This window comes from Reyranella sp. (genome assembly GCF_004297405.1).
Taxonomy (GTDB): domain Bacteria; phylum Pseudomonadota; class Alphaproteobacteria; order Reyranellales; family Reyranellaceae; genus Reyranella.
In genome coordinates, this window is the sequence record NZ_SCVC01000049.1 from 71,003 (window position 1) to 84,507 (window position 13,505).

Sequence of the window (13,505 nt, forward strand, 5' to 3'; positions counted from 1 at the left end):
TAGTCATTAGAAAAAATGGTCGACGGGTAGGACGCTGGATGTGAGCAATCATTTCTTTGGAACGTGTTTGTGCCAGGCTTGCTCTGCCCCGTTGCCCGGCCTGCAGGTGCTTGGACATGACCATGATCGCACGAATCAGGAGATGTTCAGATGTGCAGCTAAGGCGTTGAAAGGCAATTGAAGTTGGATGACGTTTCGATCCTCGGCGTCGCTACCTTGTCCAAGAAGTTTGGCGGCGTCACCGCCGTCCAGGACGTATCGCTCGAGGTACCGCGCGGAGGTATCCTGTCGATCATCGGCCCCAACGGTGCCGGCAAGACCTCGCTTCTGAACATGATTTCGGGTTTCTACAAGCCTGATACCGGCCGCGTCGTGCTCGACGGCCAGAACATCACCCAGAAGAAGCCGAGCGACATCGCGGCGCTGGGCATTGGCCGTACCTTCCAGAACATTGCCCTGTTCAGCGGACTGACCGTTCTCGACAATCTGATGCTCGGTCGGCACGTGCGGATGAAGGCCGGCGTCCTGTCGAGCGTCATTTATTGGGGCATGGCGCAGAAGGAAGACATTGCCCATCGCGAGGCGATCGAGGAGATCATCGAGTTCCTGAAGCTCCAGGACCTGCGCAAGCAGCCCACAGCGGCGCTGGCCTACGGCCTGCGCAAGCGAGTCGAACTGGGAAGGGCGCTGGCAAATGATCCCAAGGTGCTGCTGCTCGACGAGCCGATGGGCGGCATGAACCAGGACGAAAAGGAAGACATGGCGCGCTATATCCTGGATGTGAACCAGGAACGCGGCGTGACGGTCGTCCTGATCGAGCATGATATGGGCGTGGTCATGGATATTTCCGACAAGGTTGTAGTGCTCGACCGCGGCCGGTGTATCGCTACGGGCACGCCCGATGAGGTGCAACGCCACCGCAAAGTGGTCGAGGCCTATCTCGGCACGTCCAAAAGCGGAGGCCGTGTATGAGTCTCGTCGACTCCCCTAAGACCGACACATTGCCCAAGCTTGTGGCGCGTAACGCCGCCACCGATCCGGGCGGTGCGGGCATGCGTGAAAAGACGCGCGGCGTCTGGCACACCTATACGTGGGCCGACTACCAGGGCCACGTGCGGGATTTCGCTCTCGGGCTGGCGTCGCTAGGCTTCGGGCGCGGCGACAAGCTATCGGTGATCGGCGACAACCGTCCGCAACTCTACTTCGCCCAACTCTCGGCACAGGTGCTGGGTGGCATTTCAGTGCCGGTCTACCAGGATTCGATCGCCTCGGAGCTGGTCTATGTGCTGAACCACGCCGAGACCTCGGTGATCGTCGCCGAAGACCAGGAGCAGGTCGACAAGGCGCTGTCGCTCAAAGACCAATTGCCCAGATTGCGTTCGATTGTGTTCGATGATCCGCGCGGCATGTGGGCCTACGACGATCCGATCCTGTGCTCATTCGAAAGCGTGATGGAAGCGGGCAGAGCGTTCGGAAAAGCGAACCCGGATTTTTACGCCAAGGAAGTCGCCAAGGGTGCGGCTGGCGATACGGCGATGATCGCCTACACATCGGGCACAACCGGCGCACCTAAGGGCGCGATGCTGAGCCACCGCAACATGATCGCGACGGCCGAGGCTTTCGTCGAGGTGAACGAGATCAAGGCGGGTGACGATTGGCTGTCCTACCTGCCAATGGCCTGGGTCGGCGACGCAGCCTTCTCGCTCGGTATGGCGTTGGTCGCGAAGGCCACGGCGAACTGTCCGGAGAATCCAGAGACCGTGCAGCGCGACCTGCGCGAGCTTGGCCCCGACGCTGTGCTGGCGCCGCCGCGCATCTGGGAAAACATGCTGACCACGATGCAGGTTAAGTCAGACGACGCTTCGCCGCTTAAGCGCCGCACCTTCGAGCATTTTCGTGCATTGGCCGAGCGCTGCGAACTCAAGCGGACCGATGGTAAGCCTTTGACCCTTATCGAGCACGCGGGCCTCGCCTTGGGTGAGATCCTAGTTTACGGACCAGTGCGCGATCAGCTCGGCGTGCGCAATGCCCGCTGGTGCTACACCGGCGGGGCGCCTCTGGGCCCGGATACCTATCGCTTCTTCCGTTCCTTTGGCATCAACCTGAAACAGATCTACGGAGCCACCGAGGCCACGGCGATGATCGCCTGCCAGGCCGACGCGGAGGCCAACCCCAATACGGTCGGCCGGCCGATGCCGCGCGTCGAGGTCAAAATTGACGACCGAGGCGAGGTCCTGCTGAAAGGGCCCAACGTTTTCAAGGGCTACTTCAAGCAGGAGGAGGTGACACGCGACACCGTGACCCCCGACGGCTGGCTGAAGACGGGCGACGCCGGCTTCTTCGACAAGCAGGGCCACCTCGTCATCATCGATCGCGCCAAGGATGTCGGGAAGCTCGCCGATGGCTCGGCCTTCGCGCCGCAGTTCATCGAGAACAAGCTGAAGTTCAGCCCGTTCATCCGCGAGGCCGTGGCTTTCGGCGATCATCGGCCGTTCGTGGCGGCGATGATCGCCATCGACATGCAGACCGTCGGCACGTGGGCCGAGAAGCGCGGTCTTGCCTACACAAGTTTCATGGACTTAAGCCGCAAGGACGAGGTGGCGAAGCTGATCGGCGAGGAGATCGCCAAGGCCAATGCCACGCTTCCGGACATGCAGCAGGCCAAGCGCTACCTGCTTCTCAACAAGGAACTCGAGGCCGACGATGCCGAGATGACACGGACCCGCAAGGTGCGCCGCAAGTTCGTGGCCGAAAAGTACGCCAACGTAATCGACGCCTTCTATGGCGGCAAGAACAGCGCCGAGGTCACCGTGGAGATCACCTTCGAGGATGGTCGCAAGTCGACCATGACATCCATCATCATCATCCACGACCTCGTATCGGCCCCGCCGATTCGGCGGGCGGCTTGAGGAAAGGCGATGTCGGAAGATCTGGGCTTTCTCTTCGCGTTGCTGCTAAACGGCGTGTCCATCGGGCTGATGTATTCGTTGATCGCGCTCGGTTTCGTGCTGGTCTACAAGGCGACCGACGCCATCAACTTCGCGCAGGGCGAGTTCGTCATGGTCGCCGGCCTGATCGTGGCGATGCTGCTGTCCTTCGAAAGCGTGCCGCTTGCCGTCGCGGTGGCCGTGACGCTCGCCGTGATGATCGGTTTCGGCTTTGGGCTGGAGCGCGTGGTGCTGCGACCGCTACTCGGCCGCCCGGTCGTCGCTGTGATCATGGCGACCATCGGCCTGGCAGCCATCCTGCGCGGGCTGGGCCCGGTGGTGTTCGGCAGTGAGACCCGGGCCGTGTCGCTTCCCATTGGCGACGAACCGATCGTCTTCGGGCCGGCCAGCCTGCCGCCCATCCAGGTCGCGGGCGCTGTCGTTGCGATCGTCTTCTTCTTGGCGTTCAGCTGGTTCTTCAAGAGGAGCCGGATGGGCGTTGCCATGCGCGCGGTGGCCGACAATCAACAGGTCGCGCAGGCCATGGGCATCAACGTCGAGCGCTACTTCGCGCTCGCTTGGGCGATGGCCGGCGTCGTGTCGGCGCTCGGCGGCATCGTCTGGGGCAGCATGCTGGGGGTCGACGTCCATCTGGCGCTGGTCGGCCTGAAAGTGTTTCCGGTAGTGATCCTGGGCGGCCTCGATTCGATCGGCGGCGCGCTCGTCGGCGGCCTGATCATCGGCATCGTCGAAAGTCTCGCCGCCGGTTACCTCGACCCCTATGTCGGGGGCGGGACCAAGGACTTCGCGCCCTATGTGCTGATGATCCTCGTTCTCATGATCCGACCCTACGGCATCTTCGGCAAGCGCAAGATCGAGCGCGTGTAGGCCCATGTTTCATCGCGAATCCGGAGTCTTCAAGACGACCTACAGCGCCGACATGGCGCTCTATCCGCTGCCGATCGCCAAGTGGACGGTGGCGGTGCTGGCCCTGATCTTCGTCGTGATCGTGCCGCTCACGGTCCATGAATACTATCTCTCGATCCTCAATCTCATCTTCATCGCCATCGTGGGCGCGCTCGGGCTCAACATTCTCGTGGGCTATACCGGGCAGATCTCGATCGGCCACGCCGCCTTCATGTCGGTCGGCGCCTATACCGCGGCCAATCTCGCCGTCAGGCTCGACCTGCCGTTCTGGATCACATTACCGGCGGGCGGGCTCATGGCCGCGGCGATCGGCGTCATCGTCGGCATGCCGAGCCTGCGCATCAAAGGCCTCTATCTCGCGATCGCCACCCTGGCTGGCCAACTCATCATCGAATGGACCATCAATCACGTCCCCGCCATTTCGGGTGGCGCACAGGCCTCGATCCAGGTCGACCGGCCGAGCCTGTTCGGCTTCAGCTTCAACACGCAGGGCAGCCTCTATTTCTTCCTGCTGTTCTTTGCGGTGGTCGCCATCGTGGCGACGCTCAATCTGGTGCGCAGCCGCATCGGCCGGGCATTCGTGGCGGTGCGCGACCAGGATATCGCCGCCGAGATCATCGGCATCGACATCTATCGCTACAAGCTGCTGGCGTTCGCGATCTCGTCCTTCTACGCCGGGGTCTGCGGCGTGCTCTACACCTACTATTTCGGCATCGCGAATTACGAGCAATTCCAGCTCATCGTCTCGATCGACTATCTCGCCATGATCATCATCGGCGGTCTGGGGTCGGTGCTAGGATCCATCCTCGGCGCGATCTTCGTCACCCTGCTGCCGATCGTGATCCGTATCCTGATGGAGAACGTCGGATCGCTGTTCTTCACGACCGCCGAGATGGCGAACGTCATCTCCGGTCTGCGGCTCGGCGCCTTCGGCGGGCTGATCATCTTTTTCCTGATCGTCGAGCCCGAAGGGCTCAATCGATTGTGGCGGAATATCCGGAGCTACTTCCGGGTCTGGCCCTTCTCCTACTAGAGCGGGGCGTTACGGCGAGCGAAGGGAGGAATCCATGACGAGGTTCGTTAGGAGTTGGCTGGGGATCGCGGCGGCCACCGCGACCTTGGCCGTTGACGGAGGCCAAGCCTTCGCGCAAAAGGAACTCGTGTTCGGCTTACAATGTGACCGTACCGGCGTGACGGCCACAGTCGGCGTGAACCTGTGCCCCGGATATCACGACTATATCGCCTTGGTGAACAGCAAGGGTGGCGTCGAGGGTTTCAAGATCAAGGTTCTCGAGGTCGACAACGAGTACAAGGTCCCGCCGGCCATGGAGGCGCATGAGCGTTTCAAGAAAGAGGGGGCGGTCCTCGAGGGTCTCTTCGGCACCGCCTCGACCATGGCGCTGACCAAGAAGCTTGAGGAGGACAAGATTCTCGGCACTTCGCCAGGCTTCGGCACGGCCGCGGCGGCCGACGGCAAGCGCTTCCCCTACACTTTCCCGATCGCGGCCAGCTACTGGTCGCAAGCGGGCGCAGCGGTAGCGTTCGCGAAGGAGAAGCTGGGCGGTACCCTCAAGAGCAAGAAGATCGCTTATCTGTTCTTTGACAACCCGGCGGGCAAGGAGCCGATGCCGATCTTCGAGGAACTCGCCAAGTCCGAGGGTTTCGAACTGCGTACCTTCGCGGTGCCCGCGCCGGGTTTGGAGATGGGCGCGCAAATCCTCGATATCACCAGCCGCTTCAAGCCGGATTTTATCATCACCCATCTGTTCGGACGCTCTCCGTCGGTCTCCATCAAGGAGCTGAAGGGCAAGGGCTATTCGCTGAGTAAAGTCGTCGCCTTCGTCTGGGGCAGCGCCGAGGCTGATATCATCGCGGCCGGCGGCATGGGCGTAGCTGAAGGCTACAATGGCATCCAGTTTGCCGGCGTCGGCAAGGACTTCCAGGTCATCAAGGACATCGAGGCCATGTATAAGGCGCAAGGCAAGCCTGTGCCGAAGGAAATGGACTCGACCGTCTACTACAACCGCGGCGTCTTCATGGCGGCGCTGCATGTCGAGGCGGCTCGCAATGCCATCAAGGCCAAAAATGGCGCAGCGCCGACCTCGGAAGAGGTCAAGAAGGGCATGGAGCAGGTCAAGGGCTTCACCCTGGGTGGCTTGGTGCCGCCAATGGAGATTACTCCGACCGACCACGAGGGCGGTGGCTGGGTCCAGATCTGGACAGTTAAGGGTGGCAAGCTCGTGAAGTCCAAAGACTGGTTCCAAGGCTTCCGGCCCGTAATCCTGAAGCATCTCGAGGCAGAAGCCAAGAAATCCTAAACGAACGGGCGGGCGGCGAGCAATCGCCGCCCGACATCCCATGCTGGCAATCAACAACATCGAAGTCGTCTACGACCGCGTCATCCTCGTCCTCAAGGGCGTGTCGATCGACGTGCGCGAAGGCGCAATCACGACCCTGCTGGGTGCCAACGGCGCCGGCAAGACGACGACGCTCAAGGCGATCTCTGGCGTCCTGCACAGCGAGCGCGGCGAGGTCACCAAGGGCACGATCCAGATCGGCGACCGCCGCATCGACGGCATGCGCGCCCACGATGTCACGCGGCTCGGCCTCGCCCAGGTGTTCGAGGGCCGGCGCGTGTTCGAGCACCTGACCACGGAGGAAAACCTGATCGCCGGCGGCCATGTCCAGAAGGATGGCGGTGCGGTGAAGCAGAGCATCGAGCTGGTCTATACGTATTTCCCGCGGCTGAAGGAGCGACGCCATCAGCAGTCCGGCTATCTGTCGGGCGGCGAGCAGCAGATGCTGGCCATTGGCCGGGCATTGATGAGCCGGCCCAAGGTCGTGCTGCTGGACGAGCCGTCGCTGGGGCTGGCGCCCATGCTGGTCGAGGAAATTTTCGGCATCGTCGACCGGCTGGTGAAGCAGGAAAAGCTCTCGGTCCTGTTGGTCGAGCAGAACGCCACCATGGCGCTGGCGGTGGCCGACCATGGCTATGTCATGGAGAACGGCCGTATCGTGCTTGAGGGGCCGGCCGACAAGCTGCGCGACAATTCCGACATCAAGGAATTCTATCTCGGCCTCAACGAGGGTGGCGCGCGCAAGTCATACCGCGATACCAAGCATTACAAGAGGCGCAAGCGCTGGCTATCGTGACTTTCTATTGCGCGTCGTGAAAAAAGTGTTGGACGACGGGACCCCTGAACGCGAAGTGCCAGGTCAATGCAAGATACCGTGGGCCCAATCGCTCAGGAACGAGCGCGCCGCCCTCTCGAGGAGCTTTCGAGCTGATCATCGCTCAATCCAACACCCTTTAAGACGACTTCGCAGAATTTCCGAGCTAGCTCGGGAATAGGCATACGGTCTGATCGATACCATGTAACCGCCCAGTTCATTGAACCGAGAAGCATCAAACGCAGAATGGTCAGGTCCACATTCTTGCGAATCTCCCCTGAGCGCTGGCCTTCGGAAAGAAGCTGCCCCCAGTATTCGCCATAGGCGGTACGAAGCTTCCGATTCTGGCGTTTCACCGCTGGGGGCGCCTGCTCGAACACGCGTATGTTCGCCGATGTATAGTCGCCTTGCTGCAAAAGCATCGTAAGGTGAGCCGTCACCGCGGCCTCGAGCTTTTCGCTGAATGCAGAGGAAGCGGGCAGGGACCCGATGGCGAGACGGGCAGCGGAAAACACTCGAGTTATACCTACATCGAGCACTTCCTGCAGGATGTCGTCCTTTGACTCGAAGTAATAGTAAATGCTACCGCCTTGCATTCCTGCAGTCATCGCAATGTCGTTAATGGTCGTCCCAGCATATCCGTTGAGACTGAATGCACGTGCTGCCGCATCAAGGATGCGCTGCTTGGTGATCGCCGATTTCGGATGGGACACACGACGAGACCGGGCCGATACTCCTTGACTCACTAAAAACCCCCATTGGAGCCAGCATGGATTGGCTCAAACGCAACAAGACCGCGGCATTTGCCGCCGGATTAGGCTGCAGATGCACCATTTTGCTAACGTCATTATACCTATGTGCGGCTTGAATGATAAGACCGCCATTGTCGCGATGGTACAAAACGTTGACAGCACAATTAGGACGCCCTGCTCTTGACTCACTGATATGGCGTGCCTAGCATTTCCTAATGATCATTCGAAATCAGCGCACTTTTGGGATTTCGACTGCCGCGTGTCTCAAGCTGTGTAGATCCTAGAACCTACTATTCCATCATGTGACGGTGGCCAAGTAAAGATCTGCGAGTTGACCCCTCCCGAGAACACGTCCCGATTCGAATCCTGGAGGTACAAGCGTCTTTCAAGTGAGGAATCGACCTACATGATCAAACGTTTCCATGTTCTTTATGTCGGACAGATCGATCTCGACAATGTCGGTCTCCACGGGACACCTGCGAACGACCGTCGCTATTCCAGCCAGCGACTGAGCGAAGTTTTTGCGACCGCACGCGACGTGTCGCGGACCATGGATGAGCTCGGGTACCATGCGCTGTGGATGGCGGAACACCACTTTCAGCGTGAGGGCTACGAATGTCTGCCCAACCTGGTACAGCTCGGCCTGTGGCTCGCCACGCAGACCAAGCGCCTGAAGTTTGGCTGCGCCTTCAACGTTCTGCCGATGTGGCATCCCATTCGATTGGCTGAAGACTACGCCATGGCCGACATCGTGACGGACGGTCGCGTGATCATGGGCGTCGGCCGTGGCTACCACAGTCGCGAGGTGGAAACCTTCGGCGCGCCGCTGATCGATGCCGAGGCAAACCGCGAATACTTCGAGGAACAGCTTCAGCTTCTGCTGAAGTGCTTCAACGAGGAGGCCTTCCATTTCAAGGGAAAGTACTTCGAGTGTCCGCCGCCCGTCGACTACAGAGGCTATCGCCTGAAGGACATCACGGTGGTGCCACGACCCAAGCACTTGCCCGTCGATATTTGGATGCCGATCGCCAGCGGCAGGACTATCGACATGATGGCCCGCTATGGCCTCAAGGCCATGGTGACGCTCAACGGCGAGAAGATACTCGACGACGTCGTGCGCGAGTATCACGCCGCCTGCGCCCGCCACGGTCGGCCCAAACAACTCGGCGAAGATATGATCTGGGGCGCCGGCCTGTATCTTGCCGCCAGCCAGGAGGAGGCGATCCGCCGTGTCGAGCCGGCGCATGACGAGCGCTACAAGTGGTTCGCGCCGTTCGGCTTCGTGCGCTATGCCGATGATCAGGGCCGCACCTGGGGCACGCCCGGCGCGCCGGCGTCGATCCCGTCGATCCGCGACGGCGTGAAGCAGAAGGCGTGGTTCTGCGGCACGCCGGCCGAAGTCATCGAGGGGATCAAGTCGATCGAGGCCAAGTACCCCGGGCTCGATGACTTCATGATCCACTGGGCTGAAGGATTGTCGCCGGCCGAGTTCAAGGACCAGCTGCGTTGGTTCGCGCGCGATGTCATGCCGGCGTTCGGGGAAGCGAGACTTGCTGCGGAGTAGCGCGACACAGGGAAGGGCACCATGCAGCGCCGCGTTCCCGACGTCCCTGGATAGCATCTCGCCTTCGTGGCGCCCTCGCGAACGTGAGTTCATTGCGGAGCGTCGGGGGACGATCTTGCGGCCGGGATGCCTGCTCGGTCGACAATTGTGACGTCGGTTGTATGGGCTATTGCCTAACAGACGAACAGCGCCAAGTGCAGGAACTCGTGCGACGCGTGGCGCGCGAGCGGGTCGCGGAGCGCGCCCAAGAGATCGACGCCAAAGGCGAGTACCCGCAGGACATGTTTGATCTGCTACGTGAACTCGGCTTGTTCACGTTGCCGTTTCCGGTGGACTACGGTGGCATGAATAGCGTGCTGGCTGCTTGCTTGGCCATCGAGGAACTCGGCCGCGTCTGCTACAACACTGCCTATTTATTGTTGGTTCAATGGGTGCCGTTTGGTGCAATCCTCGCGGGTGGCGACGACGCGCAGAAGCAGCGATATCTACCGGGCCTGGCGACGGGAGAACTTCGCGGTGCGATCTCGGTCACCGAATCTCAGAGTGGCTCCGATGTCGCTGGTATCAGGACGCGCGCGAAGCGCGACGGGGCAGGGTATCGGCTGACCGGCTCCAAGATCTGGTGCACAAACGCCGGTGTTGCGGACTTCGTGGTTGTCGCTGCGAAGACAGGTGAGTTGGATGCACCCGGCAGCATCAACCTGTTCATCGTGCCGAAAGGCACACCCGGCTTTACGGTCGGCCGCCAGGAGGACAAGCTCGGCGCGCGCGGTGTCCCTTCCTATGCGTTGTACTTTGAGGACGCCTACGTTCCGGAAGAAAACCGGCTCGGCGTGGAAGGCAAAGGCTTCAAGATTGTAATGGAGACCTTTAACCACTCCCGGCCGATCATCGGTGCCCGCGGCGTCGGCTTGGCTCAAGGTGCCATGGATCATGCCATCATTTTTATCCGAGATCGCCGCGCGTTCGGCCAGCAAGTTGGCGAGTTTCAGGGCGTGCGCTGGATGATCGCCGACATGGCGATACAGATCGAGGCGTCGCGCCAGTTGGTATACCGAGCAGCATCGGCCGTCGACTCTGGCCTGGGTGGTAGTGCTCTAGCGACCATGGCAGCAATCGCGAAGTGCCACGCCAGTGACACCGCGATGCGTGTTGCCACCGATGCCGTACAACTCTTCGGCGCGGCCGGCATTTCCAACGAATTTCCAATCAACCGTTACTTTAGAGACGCCAAGGTGCTGCAGATCGTCGAAGGCACCAACCAGATCCAGCGCAATATCATTGCGCGCAACGTCATGAGCCAAGCGCCAGAGTAACGAAGCTTCGATGCACGGGCGGTGATCGTCGACGACGCGTACGGAACAAAGACAAGCGTTATGGAGGAGCAAAATGAAAGCCCAAGCTGCCATCATGTACGCCGTCAATGAACCGTTAAGGATCGAAGAAATACTCCTCGACAAGCCAGCGCGTGGCGAGGTGCTCATTCGCACCGCCTTTGCAGGCGTCTGCCATAGTGACCTGCACTACATCGAGGGGCTCTATACACGCCCGTGCCCGTGCGTTCTGGGCCACGAATCGGCCGGTGTCGTGGAGGCGGTCGGCGAGGACGTGAGCTACGTGAGGCCAGGCGATCACGTAATCACCTGCATCTCGACGTTCTGTGGAGAGTGCGAGTACTGCATGACCGGCCGGTTGTCACTCTGCCTCAGTCCTAGCACGCGCCGCGATCCGAAGGGGCCACAGCGAATGATGCTGAAGGGGACGCCGCTGCAGCACACCAGCAATCTTTCGTCGTTCGCCGAGTATATGCTGGTACATGAGCGCTCGCTCGTGAAAATCCGCCCTGACATGCCGCTGGACCGGGCAGCGGTAATTGGATGTGCAGTGATGACCGGCGCGGGCGCGGTGTTTCGAACCGCAAAGGTCGAACCCGGATCAACAGTCGCGGTGATCGGTTTGGGAGGCATCGGCCTGTCGGCGGTCAACGGTGCAGCGATAGCCGGCGCCGGCCGCATAATCGCGATCGACAAGGTCGCTTCCAAGCTCGACTTGGCGAAGGAATTCGGCGCCACAGATGTCCTGGATGCAGGCGCTACTGATCCCATCAAGGCCATTCGCGAGATGACCGGTGGCGGCGTGGAATACTCGTTCGAGTGTGTTGGCTCGAAGACGACTGTTGAGCAGGCATTCCGCATGTTGCGGCGCGGGGGCACCGCGACCGTCATTGGAATGATGCCGCTCGGCACCCGGTTTGAGGTCTCCGGCGCGGAGCTGCTTGGCGAGAAGCGTATCCAGGGCTCCGCCATGGGATCCAACAAGTTTCGTATCGATATGCCGCGGCTGGTCGACTTCTATTTGCGTGGCGATCTGAAGCTCGACAAGCTCATCTCGGGACGTATCCGGCTCGCCGGCATCAACAATGCATTCATGCAGCTCAAGACAGGCGAAGTGGCGCGGACAGTCATTGAATTTTGAGGCAGCGCGCGCCGAACCAGTCTATCACGGCCGTGGTGTGTATGATTGGGGGGGTGTTACTTTGGGCGGGTAGTGGATTTCCAAGAACCCAAGAACTGCTTCTGAGAAGTGATCGTTCTGATCGCCGACCACCATATGCCCCGCATTTACAACATTCGAATAGCTCGCTTCTGGAACAAGCGTCAGAAATGCTTTGGTAACCTCTTCGCTTACGAGGTCGCTCATACCCCCTCGGATCAGATGGACCGGGCAGCCAATGCGCCGAGCGGCGTTTTCCAGTCGGTCAAATCGCCGCTCTTGCTCTGGAGGCTGCACATTCGTGATGAAACGTGGATCCCAATGCCAGCGGTAGCGACCGTCAGGTCCGAGCCGTAGATTCTTGGCGAGCCCGTTCAGGTTTCGGCGTCGCTGGCGATTGGGCAGATAGGCGGCAATGACGTCGGCCGCTTCATCGATTGATCCGAAACCCTTCTGGGCGTGAGCAGTCATGAAGCCCACCACGCGATTTATCCCTGCCAGCTCCATTCTTGGCGTGACATCAACCAACGTCATACTGGAAAAGGTCCCCGGCGCTTTCTCGCCTTCAGCAACAAGAGCGGCGAGCCCGCCGAGAGAGGCGCCGACTACCGCCGGCGGTTGACCGAGATGTCGAGCAACTGCGATTAAATCGGCGGCAAATGCGTCCAATTCGTAGCGTCCATGTTCGGACCAATCACTGTCACCATGCCCACGCAGGTCCAGAGCAATTGCGCGATAGCCTCGGTCGCCCAACACTTTCATAGTGTTACCCCAAGCATGTCGCGTCTGGCCGCCACCGTGGGCAAGCAGGATCGTCGGCTGGTCAATATTTCCAGCAACACTGGCGGCAAGCCGAATTCCATCAGCGCCCACCAAACTCAATTCATTCATTGACGTCTCCTGCACACACAAAACCAGTTCAACGCCAGAGCGACATGCTGAGGCAGAGGCATACGTACGCAGTGGCTAGGCCATAGCGCATGCGTGCCATCAAGCATCGCCTCCTTGGGGGATCCTGCCGTCGGGCGGCCAGTCCTTGACGCCGTCCTCCAAAGGGATTTCGACGCTTCGAAGAAGCTGCGAGAACATGTTCCAGTTTCCAATCGCGATGACCATCTCGAGCAGCTGCTCCGGGCTGCCGACATGACGCACGCACTCAGCCCACACGGAATCCGAGATCTTGCCGCGCTCCAGCGTATCGTCGACCGCGGCCAGCACCGCCCGGTCCGCTGCACCGAGACGCGTCGACGAACGCCAGTCGCGGACAGCGATGACGTCCTCAGGCGGCAGCCCGACGCGTTCCGCGAAATGCCAGTGCTGCGTCCATTCGTACTTGGCGCCCGTCGTCCATCCGATGCGCATGATCAGGAGCTCGCGTAGGCGGACATCGAGCTTATTTCCAGTGAAGAGCAGCGTTGTCAGCAAGTGATTGACTGCAGACGCGAGCTGCGGATGACGTAACAGCGCCCGATAAACACTGAGGCCGGCCATCGACTCTCGAATGCCACACTCCTTGGCGGCAGCCTTGGCTTGCTCGACTGACAGCATCTCAATGCGCGTGACCATTTGGCCTTCCTTTCAGTTTCAAATTGCCGCGTCGCCAGACAAAGCGCCTCAGGAAATCTGGCCGCTTGTTCCCATCAGAATCTTGGACGTATGGCATCCAATCCT

General features: G+C 60.5%; 12 protein-coding genes. 9 read left to right on the forward strand and 3 right to left on the reverse strand.

The window, feature by feature from the left end; translation table 11 throughout:
* Positions 1 to 177: 177 nt before the first annotated feature.
* From EPO50_RS31085 to EPO50_RS31110, 6 genes are read left to right on the forward strand one after another with little or no spacing between them, the layout of a single operon-like run.
* The gene (locus tag EPO50_RS31085; RefSeq protein WP_296350932.1) at positions 178 to 972 is read left to right on the forward strand and encodes an ABC transporter ATP-binding protein; all 795 of its coding nucleotides are present in this window, start codon (positions 178 to 180) and stop codon (positions 970 to 972) included.
* A complete protein-coding gene (locus EPO50_RS31090) occupies positions 969 to 2,909 on the forward strand; it encodes an AMP-binding protein (protein WP_296350934.1) in 1,941 nt (646 codons plus the stop codon). The genes EPO50_RS31085 and EPO50_RS31090 overlap by 4 nt, the downstream gene beginning before the upstream one ends.
* A gap of 9 nt (positions 2,910 to 2,918) precedes the next feature.
* Positions 2,919 to 3,815 (forward strand): branched-chain amino acid ABC transporter permease, encoded by an 897-nt coding sequence (locus EPO50_RS31095; protein WP_296350936.1) that lies wholly within the window; start codon positions 2,919 to 2,921, stop codon positions 3,813 to 3,815.
* A 4-nt stretch (positions 3,816 to 3,819) separates the two neighbouring features.
* Positions 3,820 to 4,887 carry a branched-chain amino acid ABC transporter permease gene (locus EPO50_RS31100; RefSeq protein ID WP_296350938.1) on the forward strand — a complete coding sequence of 356 codons (1,068 nt, stop codon included), beginning with the start codon at positions 3,820 to 3,822 and terminating at the stop codon, positions 4,885 to 4,887.
* A gap of 34 nt (positions 4,888 to 4,921) precedes the next feature.
* Positions 4,922 to 6,172, forward strand: a complete 1,251-nt coding sequence (locus tag EPO50_RS31105) for an ABC transporter substrate-binding protein (RefSeq protein WP_296350940.1) — start codon at positions 4,922 to 4,924, stop codon at positions 6,170 to 6,172.
* Positions 6,173 to 6,212: 40 nt separating this feature from the next.
* Positions 6,213 to 7,007: an ABC transporter ATP-binding protein gene (locus tag EPO50_RS31110; protein ID WP_296350942.1), complete on the forward strand. Its 795-nt coding sequence runs from the start codon at positions 6,213 to 6,215 to the stop codon at positions 7,005 to 7,007.
* 92 nt (positions 7,008 to 7,099) lie between these two features.
* On the opposite strand, the gene EPO50_RS31115 is transcribed toward EPO50_RS31110, so the two are convergent.
* Entirely contained in the window at positions 7,100 to 7,738 is a 639-nt protein-coding gene (locus EPO50_RS31115) for a TetR/AcrR family transcriptional regulator (protein ID WP_296350944.1), read from the reverse strand.
* 445 nt (positions 7,739 to 8,183) lie between these two features.
* On the opposite strand from EPO50_RS31115, the gene EPO50_RS31120 reads away from it, so the two are divergent.
* The 3 genes from EPO50_RS31120 (at position 8,184) to EPO50_RS31130 (ending at position 11,816) form a co-directional block, all read left to right on the forward strand.
* A complete protein-coding gene (locus EPO50_RS31120; protein ID WP_296350946.1) occupies positions 8,184 to 9,341 on the forward strand; it encodes an LLM class flavin-dependent oxidoreductase in 1,158 nt (385 codons plus the stop codon).
* 161 nt (positions 9,342 to 9,502) lie between these two features.
* Positions 9,503 to 10,657 (forward strand): acyl-CoA dehydrogenase family protein, encoded by a 1,155-nt coding sequence (locus EPO50_RS31125; RefSeq protein WP_296350948.1) that lies wholly within the window; start codon positions 9,503 to 9,505, stop codon positions 10,655 to 10,657.
* 73 nt (positions 10,658 to 10,730) lie between these two features.
* Positions 10,731 to 11,816, forward strand: a complete 1,086-nt coding sequence (locus EPO50_RS31130) for a Zn-dependent alcohol dehydrogenase (protein ID WP_296350950.1) — start codon at positions 10,731 to 10,733, stop codon at positions 11,814 to 11,816.
* Between the two features lie 24 nt (positions 11,817 to 11,840).
* Here the strand turns inward: EPO50_RS31130 and EPO50_RS31135 are convergent, their stop codons facing one another.
* Both EPO50_RS31135 and EPO50_RS31140 read right to left on the reverse strand, forming a co-directional pair.
* Positions 11,841 to 12,725, reverse strand: a complete 885-nt coding sequence (locus EPO50_RS31135) for an alpha/beta hydrolase (RefSeq protein ID WP_296350952.1) — start codon at positions 12,723 to 12,725, stop codon at positions 11,841 to 11,843.
* Positions 12,726 to 12,824: 99 nt separating this feature from the next.
* Positions 12,825 to 13,325, reverse strand: a complete 501-nt coding sequence (locus tag EPO50_RS31140) for a carboxymuconolactone decarboxylase family protein (protein ID WP_296350954.1) — start codon at positions 13,323 to 13,325, stop codon at positions 12,825 to 12,827.
* Positions 13,326 to 13,505 lie beyond the last annotated feature (180 nt).